Raw genomic sequence first — 21,636 nt, forward strand, 5'->3', positions numbered from 1 at the left:
GAATAAAGAGCAGAAAACAGTGACCTGGAATTACTGGGAGTCATTTTAATCCAGGTCGTGTTCCTCCGGATGTCATGAAGTTACAGCGGAAGGGGGGAAGGCACCCTTCCGCCGGCTGTCCTTTTCGTTATTGGCCCAAAGAGGAGACGACGATGGCTACTTTAGATTTGATCGGTTCCAGCCCGAGATTTCGGGCATTACTGACAGAAGTCGAGAGGGTTGCACCGGTGGACTCCGCTGTCTTAATCCAGGGTGAAACCGGCACCGGAAAAGAAGTGATCGCGAAGGCGATTCACGAGGCAAGTCCTCGCCGTAAAAACCACTTTGTTGCCCTTAACTGTGCGGCCATTCCGAGCGCGTTATTGGAGAGCGAGCTGTTCGGTCACGAGAAAGGCGCATTCACGGGCGCTTGGGCGCCAACGATCGGGAGGTTCCAAACGGCCGATGGTGGAACGCTCTTCTTAGACGAGATTGGGGATATGCCACTGGAGCTTCAGCCTAAGCTGCTGCGCGTCCTACAAGAGCAGGAGTTTGAACGATTGGGCAGTGCACAGACGGTTCGGGTCAATGTCCGTGTAGTTGCGGCGACCAACCAGGATCTGGCCGAACTCGTGAACAAAAAGCTGTTTCGAGCAGACCTATTCTACCGGCTGAATGTAATTCCAATCTGCCTCCCCCCGTTACGTGAACGCGCCCAGGATATTCTGGCGCTGACGGAATTCTTTGTAGCGAAGTTCGCGGCGCGTCTCAACAAACCCATCGATCTGATTCCCGATGAAGTGGTGGCGGTACTCGAGGCGCATGATTGGCCGGGAAATATTCGGGAGCTGCAAAACGTCATCGAACGCGCGGTGCTCTTTTCGCCTGGCTCCGTGTTGCGCCTGCCTCTAGGCCTGAAGCAGACCGTGAAGCAGCCTTCGGAAAGTGCTGCACGGACGCTTGCCGACGCTGATCGAGAGCATATTTTGGAGACGTTGAAGCAAACCGATTGGATGATCGGCGGGCAGGATGGAGCGGCGAACCGGCTCGGATTGGCTCGAACGACGCTGATTTATAAGATGCGGAAGCTGGGGATCGAAACCCGCCGGTCGTCGCGGCCACGCGGCATTCGGACGTTGACCGACGAGCAATTCTATGCTGCCGCGAACTGGTGAACTGGCGGCGCATGCTTCAACCGTCGTTCGCGGCAGGCCGGCACTGGATTTCGTCATGACGGCGAGGGGGACAGCATGACGCGGCCCACCGCGATCATGACCTCCGGGATTCATGACATCGCCGTACGACTCCGCGCGCAGCGAAGCAGGGCGCAAACCTCCTTAACCCGCCCACCAACCGGCAGCCAAGGTCAACTCCTCTCGTGGGCAGTCGCCGACCACCGCGCCAGTCATCGGTTTGCGAGCCTGCTGCTGAAAGCGAATGCTCTCCAGAAATAACTCATCCCCAAGAGGTTGCCCGGCGTGTGTCGACTCACGAAGGCGACGATACTCCACTTCTGGCGCCGGCATCCCAAACAGTTGGCGCCAATTCTCGACTCCCCCTGACCGCCGGAAGAACTCCATATCGAGGAGCCGGCGACGATCGTGGCCGCTGAAATGGGCCTCCGCACTCGACCACTCATAGTCCACCGGTTGCTCCGCCAAGCCGGCCCGCATGGGATTTGATTCGACATAACGGATTGCAGTCCAAAGATGCGCGGGCCCCATCGGACAGGAGTCGAAACGGTTCTGCCAGAGATGCCCGCAACGCGAGCGTCGAGCATTGAAATACTGCGCGAACCGGCCATGGACACGCCGGAAGAGGACGGCCAGGGAGTCCTCTTCCGGAGGGACCGCGATCAGGTGTATGTGGATGGCCATTCAGCAGTAAGCGAGAACCGAGACGGACGCAAAACCCGCCTGCTCACGCAGGAGATCCAAATAAACCAGACGATCGGCTCAAGTGCGGAAAACGAGTTGGCGCGCGGTTCCGCGCTGGGTGATGTGGTGGGCCGCGCCGGGCGCAACGCATCAGGCAATCCGCGGCATTCTGATGATGAAGTGCAGATGGACATGCCGAAGTCTCAAGCAAAACTCGGTTGGGACGGGTCAGTGGCTGTTCCCTTTCCGGAAAATCGTGGATGACATCAACAATCCCGATGCGCCCGCCGTCCCGGTTGACGCAAAGAAGTAAACCCGCCTTTCTAGGCTCATCCAAACGGCTTGGCACAGACGGCGCATGGTGCCGATCGGGAAAATCATTCGTCCTTGCGCAGCCTGGAACCGGTTGCCGGGTTCTAGAGAGAGAAGGGGTCCGGTTGCCTCGGCTTGGCCCGCTAGGATCGGTCCATTCTGACTGGCAGTTGAGAGGCAAGGTAAATCAGCGCAACCGATACCAGCAAAACCCCACCAAGAATCGCCCACGGCAGGGGGCCAACGAAGCTGTGGGTCCGGGGATCAAAGTACGGCATCCCGGTTCCGTTCATGATGTAGTGAATGTGCAAGGGGTATGGCCGGAGGAATGGCGTCCTGGCGACCGCTAATGGGTAAATGTAGAAAGCGATCAGCGCTGCGGTGAGCGCCGAGTAATCGTTCTCAAGCACAGAGGATGCCAGGAACGCCGAGGCGAAGACGACCCAGCCGATTGCGACCCACAGGACGAAAAAGCTCCAGGACTGAAACGCCGGATAGACTTGGCCGGCTCCAGCCGACAGCCAGGGGATCAGCAGCGCAGGCAGCAGTGCAAGGGTCGCCACTTCAGCCAATCCTGTCATGGCGCGCGTGGCGAGCAGATAGCCGCGGCGGACGGGCAAGGCCAGCGTGAACATCAGCGTGTTCCGTTCCCGTTCAGCATTCAGTCCTCCCAAACCAAGCACGATCGCCACCAGAAGGAAGATGCCGCGAACGAATCCGCCGTAAACGCGCAGGTAGATGTAGTCCGGGTATGGAAGGATGCCCCGTGTGGTCTGCATTCGCGAGCGGAATAACTCATGGAAGAAGACAAACACACAACAGAGCGCCGCTATCACAATGAGCCCGATGAAGAACCGGGAGCGGCTTTCCAGCCATGCTTTGTAGAAGAGCATCACTTCGGCACCTCGCTGGTCAGGAGAAGTCTTTGGATTCGAGAATGCGTGCGGCCAGGACTACGCAGCCGGCTCCGAGAACAACAATCACGCCCAGCGGCACCCACGGCAGGGGGCCGGTGATCGCATGATCGGACGGATTGAAATAGGAAAGGCGCGCTCCGCTCATGATTTTGAAGCAATCGAGGCCAGGATACTTGTCGAGTGCTGAAACATTCACGATCGCTGTATAGAGCATCGTCACGAGGAAACAGGTGATCCATGCCGAGGCGACGCCGGGGATGACCGTGGACAGAAGTTGGGCAAGGCCGAAAACCAGCACTCCGCAGCGGGCCCAAAGGATGGCGAATTGGAGGGCTTGCGATACTGCGTATTGCTCTCCAGTGAATTGGGAAAGTACCGGTATGACGAAGGCCGGAACAAGCGCCGCGATCACTACTTCCAGGATGCCCACCGCCGCCCGCACCATCACCAGATGAGACCGCCGGACAGGCAGGGCCAGGGTGAATCCCGCGGTTCCGGCCGACTGTTCCTGGCGCAGGCCCCCACAGCCGAGCACCATGACGAGCACGACGAATAGATTGCGGACGTAGTCCTTGTAGATCGCATTCCAGACATAAGCCGCATAGTCCATGGGGGGCGAAGACTGGAAACGCGAGCGGCTTTGAAGGACCAGAATGACCGTACACACCCAGATGAGAGTGAGCACACACATCATGAACCTGTTCCGGGTCTCCCGCCATGCTTTGTACCAGAGCATCAGGCGTGATCCTTCACCGTGTCGAGGAAGACCTCCCGAAGGCTGGCCGGGGCAATCTCGACGGAGACCGCCCCGAGATCCTTTGCATGCCGGGCGACGCGGTCGGCATCGCCTTTGACCAGCGCAATCACCTGGCGGCCGTTTGTATGAGAATGTTCGACACCGGGGATCTTGAACTCAAAGCTTGGCGGCTGCTTGTCGAAACCGGCATTCACCCAGCGGTAGCTCTCGCGCAACTGGTCCATGGAAAACGACATGGCGAGTCGCCCGCGATCCAGGATGAGAATCTCATCGGCAATTCGCTCCACCTCACTCAACTGGTGTGAGGAGAAGAACACGGTTGTGCCTTCCGCGGTAGAGCCCGAGAGGGATTGGAGAAGATCCTCTATGGATACGGGATCGAGCCCTTCCGTCGGTTCATCGAGAATAAGCAACGCGGGCCGTCGGGCGAGGGCGAGCAGCAGCGCAAGCTTGGTTCGCATGCCCTTCGAGAGTGCTTTGACTTTGCGGTTCAGCGGCAGGGCGTACTGCCGCAGCAGTGTGGCCTCCACTTCGGGTTGCCAGTCCCGATAGAAGGAACGCGTGAAGCGGATCAGTTGTTGAACCGTCATGTACGGGTAAAGACCTTTGTCTTCCCCCACGAAGGCGACTCTACGGCGAGCCTGAAGGCTCTCTGCCGCTACATCGATGCGCGCGCCCAACATCGTGCCGCTGCCCGATGTGGGAGAAATCATGCCGAGGAGCATCTTGATGGTAGTGCTCTTGCCAGCGCCATTTCGGCCGAGGAATCCCGTTACGCTGCCGGCCGGCACATGGAATGTAATGTCGTTTACCGCCTGAACCGTGCCGTACTGCTTGGTCAGACCGCTGACCTCAATCACATAGTCGGGCGTCATCGTCCCTCCACAAGCGAATCCGAGTAGAGAATCTCAGCCTCAGCTAGGCGGAGGATCTCTTCGTCGGTCAGTCCTTTATCCCGCAGGCTGGCGACAAATGCCCGCATGCTCTCCCTCGCGGATCGGAGCAATTCGGCCCTCGATTTCTGTCTTCGCCTCGCGGTGATGTACGCGCCAAGGCCTTGCCGCAGTTCCAGCAATCCTTCATGCTCGAGCTCCGAGTAAGCCTTGGCGATAGTGTTGTGGCCTACGGCCAACGTCTCGGCCAGGGTGCGAATGCCGGGCAGCACATCGCCGTCTTGGAGGATCCCGGTCTCGATACCATGTCGAACCTGCTGGACCAGTTGCGCATAGAGAGGCTGGCCCGCTGAAAGATTGAGTTTGAACTGCAAACTACTGTACCTGATAAAGGGTACAGCGGTACAGTCGGCCTGTCAAGAAATCTTCCTGCCCCGCAGGTTTAGGAGGCAAACGAGACGTGCCGGGTGGCTCATCATTCGATCGCCGTTCACACAAGGGACACATCGGCAACAGCATCGTGAGGGCTACGCGAACCCCATCTCTACTCGCGCCCGCCTGAGATAATTCGGCTCCGCATGCGTCTTCCTATTGAACCTATGAGTCTTCTTCACTCCTGGCGGCTGGATGTCAAGCTGGGATTCCGGATGCTGGTGAAGTACCCGGGACAGGCGCGTTCCGGCGGGGTCGCGAGGGGGACGCGAGGGGGACAGCCTGACGCGGCGAGGGGGACAGCCTGACGCGGCCCACCGCGATTATGACCTCCGGGATTCATGACATCGCCGTACGATTCCGCGCGCAACGAAGCAGAGCGCAAACCTCCTTAATCCGGCCATCAGCCGGCAGCCGAGGTCAACTCTTCCGGTGGGCAGTCGCCGGCCACCGCGCCAGTCATCGGTTTGCGAGCCTGCTGCTGAAAGCGAATGCTCTCCAGAAATAACTCATCCCCAAGAGGTTGCCCGGCGTGTGTCGATTTACGAAGGCGACGATACTCCGCTTCTGGCGCCGGCATCCCAAACAGTTGGCGCCAATTCTCGACTCCCCCGGACCGTCGGAAGAACTCCATGTCCAGGAGTCGGCGACGATCGTGGCCGCTGAAATGGGCCTCCGCACTCGACCACTCATAGTCCACCGGTTGCTCCGCCAGGCCGGCCCGCATGGGATTTGATTCGACATAACGGATTGCAGTCCAGAGATGCGCGGGCCCCATCGGACAGGAGTAGAAACGGTTCTGCCAGAGATGCCCGCAACGCGAGCGTCGAGCATTGAAATACTGCGCGAACCGGCCATGGACACGCCGGAAGAGGATGGCCAGGGAGTCCTCTTCCGGAGGGACCGCGATCATGTGTATATGGTTGGGCATTAAGCAGTAAGCGAGAACCGAGACGGACGCGAAGCCCGCCTGCTCACGCAGGAGATCCAGATAAACCAGGCGATCGGCTCGAGTACGGAAGACGAGTTGGCGCGCGGTGCCGCGCTGGGTGATGTGGTGGGCCGCGCCGGGCGCAACGCATCGGGCAATCCGGGGCATTCTGATGATAAAGTGCAGGTGGACATGCCGAATTCTCAAGCAAAACTCGGTTGGGACGGGTCAGGCTGTCCCCTTTCCTGACCGGGGCGACGGAGACGCCCAGTGGCGCCTCGGGCTGGACCCAGACGTATGCGTACGGGAATCAGTATGGAAATATGACGGTAACGGACTCGGTTGGCGTCGTGCCGTCCGGTTTGATTTGTAATTCGTATCAGCAGTCGGCCAATAAGCCGGTGAACAACCAGTGCACAGCGGCTACATTTGGCTATGACGCGTCTGGGAACCTGAATTCGACTTCAGGCCGGAGCATGACTTACGACGCAGCGAATCGTCAGGTGAAGTTGACCGACGGCGGGATGACACAATACCTGTATGACGGGGAAGGTAGGCGGGTGCAGAAGGTGAGCGGCAGCCAAACGACGACGTATGTGTACGATGCGATGGGGCAGTTGGCGGCGGAGTATGGTGGTTCGACGGGGACCGGACCCGGTTGCTACACCTGTTACATGACCACCGACCATCTGGGCTCGACGCGTCTCGTGACCGATGAGCATGGCGTACCGGTGCGGCGGTGGGACTACACGCCGTTCGGGTGGGAAATCAACGGGAGCTATGGCAAACGGCCTCAGATCTCGGGCTACGTGACATCGGATTCGGTGCAGCCGAAGTTTACCGGCAAGATGAGGGATTATGAGTCGGGATTGAATCTGGATTACTTTGGGGCGAGGTACATGTCGGCGGCGCAGGGGAGGTTCACGTCGGCAGATCCGGCACTTGAGAGTGCGGATCCAGCGAATCCGCAGACTTGGAATCGTTATGTATATGCACTCAACAACCCACTGAAGTTCGTTGATCGGAACGGGAAATGGCCGACTTCCATTCACAACGACATCATACTGGCGGCCTTTCCGGGCCTCGCCAGCGAGGAGCGACGGGTTCTGAACAAGGCTAGCTACGATACGGACTACACCAACCGTGTAAATGGGCATGGCCCTCAGGATCCGGAATCGTCCTTCGTGCACGGCATGACCGATGCCGTTCATGGCCAGTCTCCTTCTGGCGCAGAGACAGACGGAAATGCATTCATTCAATCCAACGAGCAGGGCGCTCAAGTGGAGCAAGCGAAGTTTCAAAGGAGTGGAGAAGTCGGCCTTTCCCCAACGGCGCTCCAGTTGTTCGGCAACGCCCTGCACACCGTAGTAGACCGAACCTCTCCAACTCACGAGGGTAACCAACCTTGGCACGGCACAGCCGGTGCTTCGAACAAGGTAGCCGCCGCCAAGCATGTGGCGGGCGAGGTGAACATTACGGCGAGGCAGATGGGGCGCGCGGTCAAGGAATCTCGTGAAGCCTTTAGGAAGACGTTTGGCGATGCCGCATACAAGCGGGCGATTCAAGCTGGACAACAACGAGAGGCGGAAAGGAAGAAGATCCCGTCGCAAATGGATCGATAGCCATGCCACGCTCGGTTCTTTTTGTCATAATCGCAATAGCCCTCGGGGGCCTTATCACTCTGACCGGGTTTTGGCTCTCGTCTCCAATTGATACCTACATCCTGGCGCCCGGTGTCTCGACGGCATTCTGGCTGTGTTCTGGTCGCGTCCACGAGATAAGCTATGCCGTCCTTTCGGTTGGCATCAATTGGCTCATCTACTCTGTGCTGAGCTGGTGTGGCCTGCGATTTGGGCTGGGCGCAAAGTCACCAGCTTCCAGATAGCTGCCAGTTCTCCCGAATCCGATCAGGGTTCACCGGCAAGATGAGGGATTATGAGTCGGGATTGAATCTGGATTACTTTGGGGCGAGGTACATGTCGGCGGCGCAGGGGCGGTTCACGAGTCCTGACCCGGTTTTCTTTCAGGCCGGCATGTTGACCGACCCACAGAGGTTCAACCTCTATGCCTACGTCCGGAACAATCCACTGCGCTACGTAGATCCGAAGGGCGAAGCGTTAGAGCTCATAGGAGACAAAGAAGAAAGGGCGAGGAAGCTCGCTGCGATACAGGCGAGGCTCGGAGAAGCTGGGAAGTATCTCTACGACCATACCTACAAGGGCAAACACTACGTAGGGATCTACGCACACGGTCAAGATGGGAAGGGGCCGGCATTTGCGTCGATCAATGACGCAACAAAAACGCTGTCGCGAATCGTCAACGATAAGGCGGTCGCCACCATCGAGTTTGCGCAAGAGGGATCCAAGATACAGAGTGGCAGCGGAAGGGTGCTCGCCACAATCGGCTCGATAGATATTGCATCGGGTAAGGGGCCGGGGTCCACTCGGATGCAGGGGGATGGCGCGATCGCAGTGTATGTGTTGGCTCCGGGCCTAGACACCGGACAACTGCCCGGCGCAATGATGTCCAATGGTGCGCCGGGGCAACAGGACACAGGCCTTGTCCTTTGGCATGAACTGGGGCATGTTCTCGGGCTCATGTCGGGCCAAGTGGGTCGTCAGACCGATGCCCGCGCACTTGACCTTGAGAATACAGTTCGGCGGCTGAAAGATCCAAATGCGCCTGTTCGAATGTTCCACGATCCTCCTCCCGGAGTTCGCTAATGAGAACAAGTTATTGGGCCGGACTTCCGACTATCGTACTTGTGCTTGTCGGCTGCCGAAGCGGAGCTGATGGAGATGTTGCTGCTATTCGTAGAGCAATGGAGCCATTGATCTACGTGGGAGATGCAGTCGATCTACCGGGAGCGAAGGTTGCGGATCACGGTTCTGAGCGGCTGACATTCCCGGATCACCTTGTGAAGGGCAAACAGTACATTTTTCATAAACAACGCACGTCCGCGGAATCATGGGCGCTCGTTCAGAATAATCTCAGTGCCAACGGTGCGAACATCCTCAACGGACCTCGCGGCAATGTTGGTCTCGTGTACACCACCGTAGGGGGGCCCTGGTATGCGATTGAATTCCGCATGGGACGTCTCCGTTGCTCTCTTCAAAACCGCCCAGCGGCGGAGCTGAAATCGACAGGCTTAGGTCCAGGGATGGAGCAGCAAGATTTTGTCTTGAAGATTGAGTGATGTGCGGGAATACCGGGAAAAAGCGACGAAAAAGCGACAAAAAGCGACAGCCTGACCCGCCCCGCCGCAATTGATCAGAATCCGACCTCCGACTGGGGCTCCTCACCCAAAATGACTGCGCCTGAACTCGATTTCTCCATCCATCTCGGGGCACCCTTAGGCCGCCTGGCCTGAAACGACCTCTTCCCTCTGCCCAGATCGCCCAATCCTGCGCCATATCCCTCAAACAATACAAAGTAGTCGGCATTCAACCAGTACAAATTGCCATCGGGACGGGTGCCAGTGTCCCTAAACCAGCAAGGGTATAACCACCGCCGCGAAGCCCCCCCACCTGCCCCACTTCTCCCCCATTTCAGCCCCACCCTGAAAATCAGTTCACCAGATCGGAATTTATCTTCGCCCTCGAATCAATCAGTTACGCGCCAGTTCTTGGAAAACGCTAGGTCCGCCGCAGTACAACCTCGGCCAAGGAGCAAGAACTATGGAACTGTTCAAACAGACTGCGGACGACTTCTCACCGTCGCGCCGCTTTCTGCAAACCACTGGCGCCGAAAACGCTCTCCTCTTGGGAGACGATTCGGCCAACCTCATCACCTGCATCGAGGATCGCGCCCTCTTTTCAGGCCTGCGCGACGACGTGCACCAGCACTTCACGCCGGCCAACCGCTTGGAACAGCACATGGCCGATTCCATCGCCGAGGAACTCTGGCGCAAATCGCGCTACGCCCTCGTCGAAACCACAGCCCTGTCCGCTTCCATCGAACGCGATTGGGAGGCCGTCAAAAAGACCTGCCCCAACGCCGACCCCGCCTACCGCACCTACTTCGCCTTCCGGACCATGGACCCGCCGGACCTAGCCTGCGTCCGCACCACCCAGGACTTCGAAAACCGCTCCTGGCGTCGCAGCCGCGCCGACATCGCCGCCCTCCATGCCCTCAGGAGCAAACTGCGCTGACGACGAGCACGGGGTACCCCCACCATGACGAAGCAACCCATCTCCGAGCGCCGCCTCGCCGCCAATCGCGCCAACGCCCAGAAATCGACCGGCCCCCGCACGCCCGAAGGCAAGCGCCGCGTCGCCCAAAATGCCAGCCGCCACAACCTCTATTCGAAACTCCACCACCTCCCCCAGGAGATCGCGGACCTCCTCTACCGCCAGGCGCTGGAGGAGACAGCCGACATCGCCGACCTGCGCTTCCGGGCCCTCCTCGTCCACCGCTTCATGCTCCGCGGTCACGAACGCCGCCTCTTCCAACTCGAAGGCAAACTCTGGGCCGAAGCCCTCCGTGTGAACAACGGAGTTGTGTCCAACGCCTCCCTCTGGATCCGCGGGAAACAAGGCGACGTAGTCCAGGCCCTCGGCCGCTACCACGCCTGGATCTGCGTCCGCATCCGGCAAGTCCAGAAGGCCGCCTTCCCCTATCTCATAGGAGACGAAGCCCACCAGGCATCCCTCCCCGCCAGGGCCGTAACCCTCCTGGCCTCCGTGGCCGGCTCCGCCAGGCCGATAGCCGTATCAGTTCAGGCCGCCCCAACCTGTGACTCCGAGCGTGTGTCCTCAACCACCGGCAGCCCAAACACCACCTCAATGAACCCGGGCCTGCAACTCCTCTTAAGAGGCCGCGGCTTCCGAGCCGTAAGACCAGTCCCAGCCCCCCAGGCCGTAAAGGCCATCCGCCCACCCACCGTCCCCGGCCTAAGCCTCCGCTACCTGAACCAATCCCGCAAACCAAGCCCGTCCACCAAAGCGGACACCCCTGCAACGAACCACGACCGTGAGGGAGTGGTCCCCACCGCGCAACGAACCCCGACTGGAAAGGAGTCCCGCATGCCCCTCCGAGCCGCCAAACGAGAGGAAGCCGCGCACCCAGCCCCAGTCCCCGAGCGTCAGCGACGGGCTAGCCCGGCCCAATCCACTCGCCCCGAGGCATCAAACCCAACGCCCAAGCCCACCCCAGCCCAGTCCCCAAGCGCAAGCCACGCGTTATCCGCAAACGCCGCCGTGACGCCAAACGGAGCCGTGAGAACAAATAGAGCCGTGGCGCCAAACGGAGCCGCGAGCGTGAGCGAGCGGATAGCCAACCGAAACTCCCCAACCTCCCGATCCGTGACATCCCCAACCCCGCAATCCCCTCTCCACGAAGCATCAAAGCCAATACTCTTGCCCCTCGCCACCCAGTCCCCGAGCGCAAGCAACCCGATAGTCCCCCGAAATGCCCCAACCAACTCATCCCAACCACCCGAAACCCCGAACCCAACCCCGCAATCCCCTCTTCCAGAAGCATCAAAGCCAAGACTGTCCCCACTCGCCGCCCAGTTCCCGAGCGTAAGCGAGCCGACAATCCCCCAAGAATCCCCAACCAACCAACCCGAACCCCGCCGCGAAATCCACCCCGCCCGAGCGATCAAAGCCAAGCTCGAAGACCCAATCTCCCCTATCACCACATTTCCCAAAACCGGGGCTCCGCCACCGCCCACACCCCCAGCCCCAACAAAAATGGGCAGACTCCGGATGGTTTCCGGAATCTGCCGGGGAGGTCCGTATGCTATCGGATCGAACTGGTTAGGAGTGGTTCAGGTCCTCACGAAGATGCTCCGCCTTCCGGCTCAGCGAATTCAGCTTCGTGGACGTCCGGAACAGCGCCCGCAACTGCTCCGCGTCATGCGAGATCTTCTGCAGGTGCTGCCGGTACTCCGGCAGAAACAGGTTGTTCGCGTTGTCGTTCAGAAACCGGATCGCGCCCGACGTCTCGGCCGCCATGTCCTTCAACAGCGGATTGGCCTCCTCAACAGCCTTACGCTCCGCCGGAGACTCCATTTCACCCCACAGATTCAGATGCCCCACATCTCCGGAAATCTGCTTGACGGCGTCCTTGATCGCCTCCAGCCGCATCGCCTGGCCCTGCCAGCTGATGCTCGATTCCGGCTCGGACATGAAGATCGCTTGCGCGTTGTCGCTGATCCGAAATGCCTGGGCGCTGGCATCCTTCATCATGTTCTCGGCCGAATTGCTCAGCGTTGCGGCCATGGCGGGGACGACGGTCACCGCTGCCGTCAAAGCGTAGACACACCACGAGTGACTGACTTTCATAAGAGGTTCCTTTTCCGGCGCGGCCTGCCCACCGGGCTGCTCACCGCTGCCCGGGCGGAAAGCCCGGCCGCCTGCCGCGAATCATTGCTTCGCTTCCTACACACGTATAGGTGCGCCGGCACCCCTCTCCGTTGCTACCCTCCGCGCGGTATTCTGGCGCGCCGGCGGCTGGTAGCCGTTGGCAATAGGGCTGGTTCCTCAGGGCCGTGCGAGGTCGTAAACCTGTTCCGGATCAAACACAAACAGCCGGCTGGGGCCATCTTCCGGCAGCAGGTAAAGCTTCCCGTCCCGGAAATCCATGCCTTCATTGGTGTACGGCACATTCCGGTCGGACTTCCCCAAGGTATAGGTCCGCAGCGGTTCCAACTCCTCGGGGTCCAGCCAGTGAACCACGCCGCCCGACGCGATCAGCGTGCCATACCGGTACTTGATCTCCTGGTAGTGGCTCGCATTGGGGTTGCCGCGCACACTGACAAAACGGCCCTCATACGTCCATTCGTAGAACTTGCGCGCGTCCCAGTTGCCGCCCAGCAGGTGGCCGTCCATCAGCGTCAGGCAGCCGATGTGGTCGTCCACCGGGAAACTCGAGAGGATGGCCAGCGTAGCCTTCGACCTGCGCTGGATCACCGTGTGCCCGTCCTTCTTGTACTCGGCCACCGGGATCCACAACGTGTCGTCATCCATGTCGAAGCCGCCCGGGTGGAACATAGCGCCCTGCTGCACCTCCACCGACCGCAGGCGCTTGCCCGTCGCCAGCTCGAACTCGTACAGGTAGCCCTTCTTCGCCACCCGGTCCACGCTCGTCACCCACAGCGAGGGCCCGTCCACCACGATGCCTTGCACGTGATGCGTCGCTCCCTCCAGCAAAGTCACGGAGATGGGTTGCGGCGGAGCAGCCATCCACAAGGCGAGCAGGGCGAGGGGCAACATGTCAGGTCCATTCTCCCTCGACTCGACGGTCCGCGTAAGGCCCCAGCCGGAAGATCACAGCGCCGCGATCAGCCGCTCGATGTCCTGCTCGTCGTTATAGAAGTGTGTCGACACGCGCAGCAGGCCGTGCCGCGCCGAAACCATCACGCCCGCCTGCTTCAAGGCCCGCGCCACCACGCTGGCGTCGCGGCCCGGCAATCGCGCCGCGATGATGGCCGTATCGTCGAACGGCAGCGGTTCGCCGCCCATGCCGCGCAACGCCGCCCGCGTCTTCGATGCCAGCTCCAGCACCCGCTGCTCAATCGCAGCCGGACCCAGCTCCAGCATCAGGTCCACACTGGCCTCCAGCCCATACAGCAGGGAAGACGGCAGCATCCCGCCTTCGTACTTCTCCGCGGTCTCCACCAGCACCGGCGTGCCCAGGTGCAGGTTGTCCACGTTGCGCCAGTCGTGATGGCTGCGCCACCCGATGCTCAGCGGCTCCATGCGGGCGCGCTGCCGGGCGGACACCGCCATCAAGCCCACGCCGTTCGGCGCCAGCATCCACTTGTAGCAGTTCACCGCCAGCATGTCGGGCTCCATCGCTCCGAAGTCGAAGCGCACCGCGCCCAGCATCTGCGTGGCGTCCACATAAAAACGGATGTCGCGTCCATCCAGCGCGGAGGCCAGCTCCGCCAGCGGTACACGGAACCCGGTAGTGTAATTGACACTACTTACGGCCACCAGCCGCGTGCGCTCGTTGATCGCCTCCAGCAGCCGCGGCCACGGAGCTTCAATCAGCTTCACGCCCCGGTCAGAGAGATACGCCGGGGCATAGATATTGTTCGGGAACTCGCCTTCCAGCGTCAGGATCTCGTCGCCCGCCCGCCAGTCGATGCTGTGCATCAGGATCGCCAGGCCCGCGTTCGAATTCGGCAGGAACGCGATGTCCGCGGCCTCCGCCTGGATCAGTGTGGCCAGCTTGCCCCGCAGCCGGTCGTGATCTTCAAACCACCCCAGGAAGTCGGAGCAGGCGAGCTCATCCCGATGGGCAAAGTGTCCAGTCATCGCTTCCACCGTGCGCCGCGAGAGCTGGCCGAAGGTGGCCGTGTTCAGGAAGGTCCGATTCTGCAGCGCGGGGTACAGCCCGCGGATCGCCGGCCAGTCGATACTCATTGCTTCGCCGCCCGGACCTTCGCCGCGACCAGGCTCGCGACCTCGGCCAAAGGCACCTCGCTCTTGGCGCCGCTCCGCCGCTCGGCCAGTTCCACGATGCCCTGCGGCAGCTTCTTGCCGATCACCACCCGGTACGGGATGCCCACCAGGTCCGCATCTTTGAACTTCACCCCGGGGCTGAGATCGCGGTCGTCAAACAGCACATCCACGCCCAGCTTCTTCAACTCCTCGTAGACCTGCTGGCCCGCCGCCGCCAGTGCGGGGTCCGACGCTTTCACCGGCGTCACCACCGCTTCAAACGGAGCAATCGAGACAGGCATGCTGATGCCGTTCGCATCGGAATACAGCTCCACGACTCCGCACAGCACGCGTTCGATGCCGATGCCGTAGCTGCCCATGATCACCGGCGTCTCGACACCGTTCTGGTCGAGCACATTGAGCCCCATCGAGTGCGAGTACTTGTACCCGAGCTTGAAGATGTGGCCGATCTCCATCGTCTTCAGGATCTGCAGCGCCGCCCCTGTCTCCAGCTCGGTATCGCCGGCAGTCACCTGGCGCAGGTCGTGGAAAGCGACCTCGAAATCCTCGCCGGGCGTGACGTTCAGCAGGTGGTAGTCGTCCTTGTTCGCGCCGGCCACCATGTTGCGGCGGCCTTCCAGCGAACGGTCGCCGATCACCGGCACGCCGCTCAGCCCCACCGGCCCGAGAGAGCCGGCCTCCGCGCCCATCAGGCTGCGCATCTCCTCCGGATAGGCCGGACGGAACTCGCTGCACCCCACTGCACTCTGGAACTTGGTTTCGCTCAGTTGATGGTCGCCGCGCATGAGGGCCACCACCGGCTTGCCGTCCGCGATCAGCACCAGCGATTTGATAATCGAAGTCGCCGGGACCTGCAGGAAGGCAGAGACCTCTTCGATCGACTTCTGGCCGGGTGTATGAACTTCCTGCGGGCTCAGGTCGCCCTCGGGATCGGGCGCGGCGGGAGGCGCCGGCCGCGACACCGCCTTCTCCAGGTTGGCGGCGTAGCCGGTCTCTTTACAGACGACTACATAGTCCTCGCCGGCCTCGGTCGCGACCATGAACTCCTGCGACTGGCTGCCCCCCATCGCTCCGGAGTGCGCTTCCACCGCGACATATTGCAGTCCGCAGCGGTCGAAGATCCGGCAGTAGGCCGCGCGGTGCTTCTCATAGCTCTCGTCCAGGCCCGCCGGGGCGAGATCAAACGAGTAGCTGTCCTTCATGATGAACTGCCGCACCCGCAGCAGGCCCGACTTAGGCCGCGGCTCGTCGCGGAACTTGGTCTGGATCTGGTACCAGATCTGGGGGAGCTGCTTATAGCTGCGGACCTCGCCCCGGGCGATGACCGTCATCACCTCTTCGTGCGTCATGCCCAGGCAGAGCTGCCGCCCAAAGCGGTCCTTCAGCCGGAACATGTTGTCGCCCATGGCCTCGTAGCGGCCCGACTCCTGCCAGACTTCGGCCGGGTTCAAGGCAGGCAGCAGGAACTCCTGGGCGCCAATCGCGTCCATCTCTTCCCGCACAATCTGCTGGATCTTGAGCAGCGATCGCTGCGCCAGGTAGAGGTAGTTGTAGATGCCGGCGCCCAGTTGCCGGATGTAGCCGGCACGCAGGAGAAGCTGGTGGCTCACCACCTCCGCTTCAGCCGGGCTCTCGCGCAGGGTGGGGATGAACAGTTTGGACCACAGCATGGTAAACCTGCAAGTTTATCATGGGGTTGCAGCCAACCACTGCTCGCGGTGGGGAAACACAAAAAGACCGGCGCCTTGTGAGCGCCGGCCCTTCGATGATCTTGTGCTGTGCTGCTTAGTAGCGGTTGCTGCGGCCGCGGCCACCGCCGCCGCCACTGTTGCCACGCCCGCCGCCGCCGCCGCCGAAGCCGCGATCTTCCTTCGGGCGAGCTTCGTTGATGGTCAGGTTGCGGCCGCCGAGATCGATGCCGTTCAAGGCATCAATGGCGCGGTCGCCTTCTCCATCGTTGCTCATCTCGACGAATCCAAACCCCTTGGACCGGCCCGTGTCACGGTCGGTGACGATGCTGACGCGGTCGACGGTGCCGTGCGCCTCGAACAGTGAACGGACTTCACTTTCGGTCGCGCCGAAGGTGAGGTTGCCAACAAAAATGTTTCTCATTTGATTTTCCTTGCTGAACTGGCAGGACAGCGAATCGGGGCAGGATCGGAAAGGCGGATGAACCGGACGATGCGAAAAATGCCTAAATCAGCCAGACTGTCAAACTTCACTTTTTAGCATATCACGGGTGCAGGAATCCGGTGCCCTTAAATTGAATTATTTTCATCCCTCCCTGGCCTGGCCAGTCTCTCACCGGCCAGGGCCCTGACCGGTAACGGCCACACCCACCAGCGAGTCGGCGCATCCATAGTAGAGGAACCACTTCTTTTTGAAGTACACCAGCCCCTCCGCGAACGTGGTGCCGGCGGCATACTGCCCGCTACGCTCGAACGCCAGTTCCGGCTTGAACACCGGCTCGTCCACGCGCGCCAGCAGTTTCGCCGGATCATCTGCGGCGAACAGCGCCTCCCCCACCGCGTAAGTTTCGGGCGCCAGGGAGGGGCTGCCGCCCTCGGGCGCGTTCTTGCCGTTGTAAAGAACGACGATGCCCCTGGGTGTCCAGACGGGTGGTGGTCCTACCTCGGGGAAAGAACTGTCGAAGCGCCCCTCGCGCTTGGCGAGGATGGGCAGCGGCTGTCCATCGGGTCCCGCTAGAGGCGTCCAATGGACGAGATCCTCCGAAGTGGCGAGGCGGACGGTGCCTTCACCCCAGTACATCCAGTACTTACCCTTGATCTTCTTAGCGATCAGCCGGCCGCTGGACAGGCTGGTGACGATGCCGGCGGACTTATAGGACATCTCGCTGCCGAGGGCGGGCCCGTGCTTGGTCCAGTGCACCAGGTCAGTCGAGGTCGCGATGGCGGCGGCCGTCTTCTGGTGGTTCCACTGGGTGTAAGTGAGGACATAACGGCCATCTTCGGCTTCGACGATGCGCGGATCCTCGACGCCGCCGTCCCATTCGCGTTCCTTCTCACCGTCCTCGGCCGGGAAGAAGACCGGCTCGGGCCGGCGCTGGAAGTGGAGTCCGTCACTGCTCTCCGCCAGGCCGAGGCGGGAGGTGTGCATGCCGATCTTCATCTCCCCGGAATCGTCTTCCGCGCGGTAGAGAACAAAGACCTTACCGTTGCGGACGATCGCGGCCGGGTTGAACGTATGCAGCGCTTCCCAATGGACCGGGCCCTTGCGCATCGGGCAAAGGAAGGTCGAATCCTTGCGCGGCGAGATCACCGGGTTAGCCTCCGCCGGACGCTGGAACCGGCCGAATTGCCAGCTCGAGGCGGCGCCGGAGAGCAGAAACGCCGCCGCCACGAGGGGCAGGCCGTACTTCAGGGGACGGAAGATGATGTGCTTCATAGCCTCTATCGATTGAATCACGGTCCAATCCGGCGGGATTAGGCTTGAATCCGGCGGCGGGCGGCGTTACTGTCTTTGACATGGTACGAGCAAATGCCGCCGAGGTGTTCTGGGATACCAGCAAGAAGGTCTGGATCGTGCGGATCCAGGTGGGCGGGGAGGCGGTCCGGCGGGCTTGCAAAGGCGCCGGGCACGACGCCGATGACGCATCACTCCGCACCCTGGCACACCAGACAGCCGAGGATGAGGGCTACGAACTGGCGGACAGCGCGGTAAGCATCCAGCGCTGAGCCCCACCCAGGGGCCGGCGATTCGTGTCGAAGTGCACCCCAAGCAAAGAGCGGGCAGTGGATCCCTGCGCTGTTTTTTGAAAAGGGCTGTCGAGAAAGGGCAGTCCGCTCCGACTTACCCATGAATCCGCACAACTGAGTGCGAGAATCGAGAGGAGCGGAAGCACGATATGAAATACATACTCATGATGATGGCGAACAAGGAGAACATGAAGGTCGCCCCGATCGCCACCTGGCCCCATCAGGACATCCAGGCGCATATCGCCTTCATGATGAGCCTGAACAAGGAGTTGCGGACGTCGGGCAACCTGGTGCAAGCCGAAGGGCTGGCAGGACCGGAGCAGGCTGTCGTCGTCCGGGCGGCGCAGGACGGCACCCCCATCACGGACGGCGTATTCCCGGAATCGAAGGAGTTTCTGGCCGGCTACTGGATCGTCGATGTCGAGACGACCGAGGAAGCCTACCGCATTGCCGCCCGCGCCTCGGCGGCGCCAGGACCCGGCGGCGTGCCGTTGAACATGCCCATTGAAGTACGGCAGGTGATGAGCGGTCCGCCCGAAGAATTTGTCTGATGGCCGAGGTGTGGACAGACGGCGCCGAGCACCTGCTGCGCGAACTGGCGCCGCAGGTGCTGGGTGCGGTCATCCGGCGGTTTCGCGACTTCACTGCCGCGGAAGACGCGGTGCAGGAAGCACTCATGGCGGCGGCTGCGCAATGGCCGCGGGAGGGTGTGCCGGAGCATCCGCGGGCGTGGCTGATCCAGGTGGCGGTGCGGCGCATGACCGACCTCCAACGCAGCGAGTCAGCCCGCAGGAGGCGGGAGACCGACGCGGCGTTGCACTACGGGTTCCTGGCGCCGCCGCCGGACGTCGAAGCCGGGCGGATGCAGGATGACACGCTCATCCTGCTCTTCATGTGCTGCCATCCCGCGCTGACCTCCTCGTCGGCGATTGCGCTGACCCTGCGCGCTGTCGGCGGCCTCACCACGGCGGAAATCGCGCGCGCCTTCCTGGTGCCGGAGGCCACGATGGCCCAGCGCATCAGCCGGGCGAAGCAGACAGTGAAGTCCTCCGGCGTGCCCTTCAGCCTACCCACGGAGCAGGAGCGGGCGGAACGGCTGCGCAGCGTGCTGCACGTCCTCTACCTGATCTTCAACGAAGGCTATACGAGCAGCGACGGGCTGGAGCTGCAGCGCTGTGAACTTTCGCTGGAGGCCATCCGGCTGACGAGGGCAGTGCATGCCCTGCTGCCGGCGGATGCGGAGGTGGTGGGCCTGTTGGCGCTGATGCTGCTGACTGATGCCCGGCGGGCGGCCCGCACGGGTCCGAACGGAGAACTGATCCCGCTGGCGGAGCAGGACCGGGGACTCTGGGACCAGGGCCGGATCGCGGAAGGGGTGGGGCTGATCAGCACGGCTCTAACGAAGGGCGCGATTGGACCGTATCAACTACAGGCTGCCGTGGCCGCGGTCCACGATGAAGCCGCGCGCGTGGAGGAGACGGACTGGCGACAAATCCTGGCGCTTTACGACCTGTTGCGGCGCATGTCGGACAACCCCATGGTGGTGCTCAACTATGCGGTAGCCAGTGCGATGGTGCACGGCGCGGCCCGCGGCCTGGAAGTAGTGAAGGCGCTGGAGCAGGATGGACGGCTCTCCGGGCACCATCGACTGGACGCCGTCCGCGCGCATCTCCTGGAGATGGCAGGCGACCGGCCTGCCGCCATCGAGAGTTACCAGGCAGCTGCCGCCCGCACCACCAGCCAACCGGAGCGGAACTACCTGCTGACAAAGGCGGCGCGGCTGCGGGAAGCGCCGGCACAGCCCGGCGGGTAAGCGCCGCGTCACAGGCGGCCGGGCTGCCTTGTCTTAGGAGATATGAGACTCTTTGTGATCGGAGCCAGCGGCCGTACCGGCCACGAGATTCTGGATCTAGCCCGGAGACGAGGTCACCAGGTGACGGCCTATGTGCGGTCGCCCCGTAAGCTGAAGGCGGGCGGCTGGCTGACGGTGGTCGAAGGGAGCCCCCTGCGTCCTGGGAAGATGGCCGAGGCCTTGCCGGGGCACGACGCGGTATTGTCGGCGATTGGGCCGCCGACCAGGGAGGCATTCCGGCCGAGCACGCTACTCACCGATTGCGCACGGGCTACGATCGAGGCGATGCGCGCGGGCGGCGTCGGACGGCTGGGTATCGTCTCGGCTGCCGTCCTGTTCCCCGAAAAGGGGCTCTACTTCGCCTTTTTCAAGTGGCTGCTGCGCCATCATGCGCAGGACTTGCGTGCGATGGAGGAGTTGGTGCGAGCCAGCGGGCTGGCGTGGACGATTGCCCGTCCGCCGCGCCTGACGAAGTCGGCGGACGAAGGTTTTCGAGCACTGGACGGGGCACTGCCGCCGGGCAGCACGGCGATGTCATACCGCTCAGTGGCGGCATTCCTGCTGGATTCAGTGGAGCAACGCCTGCATATCGAGACGGTGGTGGGCCTGGGCCGCGGGGTAGAAAGTGAGATGAGACCGAGCTGATGCCTCAATCGACCGATGCCAATTTGGCGCTCTTCGAGCCGCACCGCCGCCTGCTGGTGGCCCATGCTTACCGCATGCTGGGCGATCTCGCCCGGGCCGAGGACATGGTGCAGGAAGCGTGGCTGCGGTGGAGCGGCCGTGAAGCGCAGGTGGCGTCGCCGCGTGCTTACCTGGTGACGCTGGTGACGCGGTTGTGCATCAACGAGCTGAACTCCGCCAAATCGAGGCGCGAGGAGAGCCGCGGCGACCGGCTGCCTGAACCTGTGGACCTGGACGAAGGCGGCATCGGCCGGGCCGAACTGGTTGACCAGGTGTCGATGGCGTTTCTGGTGGTGTTGCAGCGGCTGACGCCGGCGGAACGCGCGGTGCTGCTGCTGCGGGAAGTGTTCGACTTTGACTACGCGGAGATTGCCGGGCTGGTGGGCAAGTCCGAGGCCGCCTGCCGCAAACTACTGGAACGCGCGCGGCAGAACGTAGCGGCGGAGAAACGGATGTTCGCGACCCCGCCGGAGACCCACCGGCGCATGCTGGAGGCGTTCACGCAGGCGGCGCGATCGGGTGATCTTGACCAGCTTGTGTCGATGCTGGCGGAGGATGCGGTGATGATTACCGATGGCGGGCCGGAGGGGCGGCGGGTGGAGGGTATTCGAAACCTCCAGGCTCCTTTGAAGGGCGCCTGGAACATCGCCTCGTTCATCAAGGCGACAGCCGGGCGGGCGGTGCTGGAGATGGAACTGCACGAGCTCAACGGCCGGCCGGCGCTGGTTCTCTATTCCGGAGACGCTCCGTTTGCGGCGCTGTTGCTGGGCATCGCGGAAGGCCGCATCCAGCGCGTCTTCTTTCACGCCGATGCGGGCCGGTTGCGGCACCTGGGGCCACGTACGCCGCGCGCTTGAGCCGCAAAGCGTCCTGGC

Annotated in this window: 24 protein-coding genes; 11 read left to right on the forward strand and 13 right to left on the reverse strand. The window is 61.9% G+C overall.

Features of this window, described 5'->3' with window-relative positions; all coding sequences use genetic code 11:
• The first annotated feature begins 152 nt into the window (after nt 1-152).
• On the forward strand, nt 153-1,154 hold the full coding sequence (locus ACR9Y2_RS15040) for a sigma-54 interaction domain-containing protein (protein ID WP_435042194.1): 1,002 nt from the start codon (nt 153-155) through the stop codon (nt 1,152-1,154).
• A 162-nt stretch (nt 1,155-1,316) separates the two neighbouring features.
• On the opposite strand, the gene ACR9Y2_RS15045 is transcribed toward ACR9Y2_RS15040, so the two are convergent.
• Nucleotides 1,317-1,652 (reverse strand): hypothetical protein, encoded by a 336-nt coding sequence (locus ACR9Y2_RS15045; protein ID WP_435042195.1) that lies wholly within the window; start codon nt 1,650-1,652, stop codon nt 1,317-1,319.
• Between the two features lie 129 nt (nt 1,653-1,781).
• Between ACR9Y2_RS15045 and ACR9Y2_RS15050 the strand changes: the two genes are divergently transcribed.
• A complete protein-coding gene (locus ACR9Y2_RS15050; RefSeq protein ID WP_435042196.1) occupies nt 1,782-2,120 on the forward strand; it encodes a hypothetical protein in 339 nt (112 codons plus the stop codon).
• Between the two features lie 191 nt (nt 2,121-2,311).
• Here ACR9Y2_RS15050 and ACR9Y2_RS15055 read toward each other — a convergent pair whose 3' ends face one another.
• The 5 genes from ACR9Y2_RS15055 to ACR9Y2_RS15075 form a co-directional block, all read right to left on the reverse strand.
• Nucleotides 2,312-2,983 (reverse strand): ABC transporter permease subunit, encoded by a 672-nt coding sequence (locus ACR9Y2_RS15055; RefSeq protein WP_435042197.1) that lies wholly within the window; start codon nt 2,981-2,983, stop codon nt 2,312-2,314.
• 97 nt (nt 2,984-3,080) lie between these two features.
• Nucleotides 3,081-3,821 (reverse strand): hypothetical protein, encoded by a 741-nt coding sequence (locus tag ACR9Y2_RS15060; RefSeq protein WP_435042198.1) that lies wholly within the window; start codon nt 3,819-3,821, stop codon nt 3,081-3,083.
• Nucleotides 3,821-4,717 carry an ABC transporter ATP-binding protein gene (locus ACR9Y2_RS15065; protein WP_435042199.1) on the reverse strand — a complete coding sequence of 299 codons (897 nt, stop codon included), beginning with the start codon at nt 4,715-4,717 and terminating at the stop codon, nt 3,821-3,823. The genes ACR9Y2_RS15060 and ACR9Y2_RS15065 overlap by 1 nt, the downstream gene beginning before the upstream one ends.
• Nucleotides 4,714-5,109 (reverse strand): GntR family transcriptional regulator, encoded by a 396-nt coding sequence (locus ACR9Y2_RS15070; RefSeq protein WP_435042200.1) that lies wholly within the window; start codon nt 5,107-5,109, stop codon nt 4,714-4,716. Before ACR9Y2_RS15070 ends, ACR9Y2_RS15065 begins: the two co-directional genes overlap by 4 nt.
• Nucleotides 5,110-5,570: 461 nt before the next feature.
• Entirely contained in the window at nt 5,571-6,266 is a 696-nt protein-coding gene (locus ACR9Y2_RS15075) for a transposase (RefSeq protein WP_435042201.1), read from the reverse strand.
• 155 nt (nt 6,267-6,421) lie between these two features.
• Here ACR9Y2_RS15075 and ACR9Y2_RS15080 point away from each other — a divergent pair, with 155 nt between their 5' ends.
• The 4 genes from ACR9Y2_RS15080 (at nt 6,422) to ACR9Y2_RS15095 (ending at nt 10,249) form a co-directional block, all read left to right on the forward strand.
• On the forward strand, nt 6,422-7,720 hold the full coding sequence (locus ACR9Y2_RS15080) for an RHS repeat domain-containing protein (RefSeq protein ID WP_435042202.1): 1,299 nt from the start codon (nt 6,422-6,424) through the stop codon (nt 7,718-7,720).
• A 216-nt stretch (nt 7,721-7,936) separates the two neighbouring features.
• Nucleotides 7,937-8,821, forward strand: coding sequence for an RHS repeat-associated core domain-containing protein (locus ACR9Y2_RS15085; protein WP_435042203.1), 885 nt, complete (start codon nt 7,937-7,939; stop codon nt 8,819-8,821).
• Complete coding sequence (locus ACR9Y2_RS15090) at nt 8,821-9,294, forward strand: hypothetical protein (protein ID WP_435042204.1); 474 nt, start codon at nt 8,821-8,823, stop codon at nt 9,292-9,294. Before ACR9Y2_RS15085 ends, ACR9Y2_RS15090 begins: the two co-directional genes overlap by 1 nt.
• A 481-nt stretch (nt 9,295-9,775) precedes the next feature.
• Complete coding sequence (locus tag ACR9Y2_RS15095; RefSeq protein ID WP_435042205.1) at nt 9,776-10,249, forward strand: hypothetical protein; 474 nt, start codon at nt 9,776-9,778, stop codon at nt 10,247-10,249.
• Here ACR9Y2_RS15095 and ACR9Y2_RS15100 read toward each other — a convergent pair.
• The 7 genes from ACR9Y2_RS15100 to ACR9Y2_RS15130 all read right to left on the reverse strand — a co-directional run bounded on the left by ACR9Y2_RS15100 (nt 10,148) and on the right by ACR9Y2_RS15130 (nt 17,914).
• Complete coding sequence (locus ACR9Y2_RS15100) at nt 10,148-10,738, reverse strand: hypothetical protein (RefSeq protein ID WP_435042206.1); 591 nt, start codon at nt 10,736-10,738, stop codon at nt 10,148-10,150. The two genes, ACR9Y2_RS15095 and ACR9Y2_RS15100, sit on opposite strands and share 102 nt — an antisense overlap.
• Before the next feature lie 1,119 nt (nt 10,739-11,857).
• Nucleotides 11,858-12,385, reverse strand: a complete 528-nt coding sequence (locus tag ACR9Y2_RS15105; RefSeq protein WP_435042207.1) for a hypothetical protein — start codon at nt 12,383-12,385, stop codon at nt 11,858-11,860.
• A gap of 198 nt (nt 12,386-12,583) precedes the next feature.
• Nucleotides 12,584-13,315 (reverse strand): DUF6454 family protein, encoded by a 732-nt coding sequence (locus tag ACR9Y2_RS15110; RefSeq protein ID WP_435042208.1) that lies wholly within the window; start codon nt 13,313-13,315, stop codon nt 12,584-12,586.
• Between the two features lie 54 nt (nt 13,316-13,369).
• Nucleotides 13,370-14,470, reverse strand: coding sequence for an aminotransferase class V-fold PLP-dependent enzyme (locus ACR9Y2_RS15115; RefSeq protein ID WP_435042209.1), 1,101 nt, complete (start codon nt 14,468-14,470; stop codon nt 13,370-13,372).
• Nucleotides 14,467-16,179 carry a proline--tRNA ligase gene (locus ACR9Y2_RS15120; RefSeq protein WP_435042210.1) on the reverse strand — a complete coding sequence of 571 codons (1,713 nt, stop codon included), beginning with the start codon at nt 16,177-16,179 and terminating at the stop codon, nt 14,467-14,469. Before ACR9Y2_RS15120 ends, ACR9Y2_RS15115 begins: the two co-directional genes overlap by 4 nt.
• Nucleotides 16,180-16,294: 115 nt before the next feature.
• Complete coding sequence (locus ACR9Y2_RS15125) at nt 16,295-16,621, reverse strand: RNA recognition motif domain-containing protein (protein ID WP_194452376.1); 327 nt, start codon at nt 16,619-16,621, stop codon at nt 16,295-16,297.
• A 189-nt stretch (nt 16,622-16,810) separates the two neighbouring features.
• Nucleotides 16,811-17,914: a glycoside hydrolase family 130 protein gene (locus ACR9Y2_RS15130; protein ID WP_435042211.1), complete on the reverse strand. Its 1,104-nt coding sequence runs from the start codon at nt 17,912-17,914 to the stop codon at nt 16,811-16,813.
• Between the two features lie 80 nt (nt 17,915-17,994).
• Between ACR9Y2_RS15130 and ACR9Y2_RS15135 the strand changes: the two genes are divergently transcribed.
• The 5 genes from ACR9Y2_RS15135 to ACR9Y2_RS15155 all read left to right on the forward strand — a co-directional run bounded on the left by ACR9Y2_RS15135 (nt 17,995) and on the right by ACR9Y2_RS15155 (nt 21,618).
• Complete coding sequence (locus tag ACR9Y2_RS15135; protein ID WP_435042212.1) at nt 17,995-18,204, forward strand: hypothetical protein; 210 nt, start codon at nt 17,995-17,997, stop codon at nt 18,202-18,204.
• A gap of 170 nt (nt 18,205-18,374) precedes the next feature.
• Nucleotides 18,375-18,776, forward strand: coding sequence for a YciI family protein (locus tag ACR9Y2_RS15140; RefSeq protein ID WP_435042213.1), 402 nt, complete (start codon nt 18,375-18,377; stop codon nt 18,774-18,776).
• A complete protein-coding gene (locus ACR9Y2_RS15145) occupies nt 18,776-20,038 on the forward strand; it encodes an RNA polymerase sigma factor (RefSeq protein ID WP_435042214.1) in 1,263 nt (420 codons plus the stop codon). Before ACR9Y2_RS15140 ends, ACR9Y2_RS15145 begins: the two co-directional genes overlap by 1 nt.
• A 42-nt stretch (nt 20,039-20,080) precedes the next feature.
• Nucleotides 20,081-20,722: an NAD(P)-dependent oxidoreductase gene (locus tag ACR9Y2_RS15150; RefSeq protein ID WP_435042215.1), complete on the forward strand. Its 642-nt coding sequence runs from the start codon at nt 20,081-20,083 to the stop codon at nt 20,720-20,722.
• On the forward strand, nt 20,722-21,618 hold the full coding sequence (locus ACR9Y2_RS15155; protein ID WP_435042216.1) for a sigma-70 family RNA polymerase sigma factor: 897 nt from the start codon (nt 20,722-20,724) through the stop codon (nt 21,616-21,618). Before ACR9Y2_RS15150 ends, ACR9Y2_RS15155 begins: the two co-directional genes overlap by 1 nt.
• Nucleotides 21,619-21,636 lie beyond the last annotated feature (18 nt).

It is taken from the genome of Paludibaculum fermentans (assembly GCF_051172195.1).
Classification (GTDB): Bacteria; Acidobacteriota; Terriglobia; order Bryobacterales; family Bryobacteraceae; genus Paludibaculum; species Paludibaculum fermentans_A.

Bases quoted from the DNA above. Each gene is read 5' to 3' on its own strand.
- ACR9Y2_RS15040 (WP_435042194.1), top strand. From the start codon at position 153: ATGGCTACTTTAGATTTGATCGGTTCCAGCCCGAGATTTCGGGCATTA.
- ACR9Y2_RS15045 (WP_435042195.1), bottom strand. From the start codon at position 1,652: ATGCGGGCCGGCTTGGCGGAGCAACCGGTGGACTATGAGTGGTCGAGT.
- ACR9Y2_RS15050 (WP_435042196.1), top strand. From the start codon at position 1,782: ATGGACACGCCGGAAGAGGACGGCCAGGGAGTCCTCTTCCGGAGGGAC.
- ACR9Y2_RS15060 (WP_435042198.1), bottom strand. From the start codon at position 3,821: ATGCTCTGGTACAAAGCATGGCGGGAGACCCGGAACAGGTTCATGATG.
- ACR9Y2_RS15065 (WP_435042199.1), bottom strand. From the start codon at position 4,717: ATGACGCCCGACTATGTGATTGAGGTCAGCGGTCTGACCAAGCAGTAC.
- ACR9Y2_RS15075 (WP_435042201.1), bottom strand. From the start codon at position 6,266: ATGCCCCGGATTGCCCGATGCGTTGCGCCCGGCGCGGCCCACCACATC.
- ACR9Y2_RS15080 (WP_435042202.1), top strand. From the start codon at position 6,422: ATGACGGTAACGGACTCGGTTGGCGTCGTGCCGTCCGGTTTGATTTGT.
- ACR9Y2_RS15090 (WP_435042204.1), top strand. From the start codon at position 8,821: ATGAGAACAAGTTATTGGGCCGGACTTCCGACTATCGTACTTGTGCTT.
- ACR9Y2_RS15095 (WP_435042205.1), top strand. From the start codon at position 9,776: ATGGAACTGTTCAAACAGACTGCGGACGACTTCTCACCGTCGCGCCGC.
- ACR9Y2_RS15105 (WP_435042207.1), bottom strand. From the start codon at position 12,385: ATGAAAGTCAGTCACTCGTGGTGTGTCTACGCTTTGACGGCAGCGGTG.
- ACR9Y2_RS15110 (WP_435042208.1), bottom strand. From the start codon at position 13,315: ATGTTGCCCCTCGCCCTGCTCGCCTTGTGGATGGCTGCTCCGCCGCAA.
- ACR9Y2_RS15115 (WP_435042209.1), bottom strand. From the start codon at position 14,470: ATGAGTATCGACTGGCCGGCGATCCGCGGGCTGTACCCCGCGCTGCAG.
- ACR9Y2_RS15120 (WP_435042210.1), bottom strand. From the start codon at position 16,179: ATGCTGTGGTCCAAACTGTTCATCCCCACCCTGCGCGAGAGCCCGGCT.
- ACR9Y2_RS15125 (WP_194452376.1), bottom strand. From the start codon at position 16,621: ATGAGAAACATTTTTGTTGGCAACCTCACCTTCGGCGCGACCGAAAGT.
- ACR9Y2_RS15130 (WP_435042211.1), bottom strand. From the start codon at position 17,914: ATGAAGCACATCATCTTCCGTCCCCTGAAGTACGGCCTGCCCCTCGTG.
- ACR9Y2_RS15135 (WP_435042212.1), top strand. From the start codon at position 17,995: ATGGTACGAGCAAATGCCGCCGAGGTGTTCTGGGATACCAGCAAGAAG.
- ACR9Y2_RS15140 (WP_435042213.1), top strand. From the start codon at position 18,375: ATGAAATACATACTCATGATGATGGCGAACAAGGAGAACATGAAGGTC.
- ACR9Y2_RS15145 (WP_435042214.1), top strand. From the start codon at position 18,776: ATGGCCGAGGTGTGGACAGACGGCGCCGAGCACCTGCTGCGCGAACTG.
- ACR9Y2_RS15150 (WP_435042215.1), top strand. From the start codon at position 20,081: ATGAGACTCTTTGTGATCGGAGCCAGCGGCCGTACCGGCCACGAGATT.
- ACR9Y2_RS15155 (WP_435042216.1), top strand. From the start codon at position 20,722: ATGCCTCAATCGACCGATGCCAATTTGGCGCTCTTCGAGCCGCACCGC.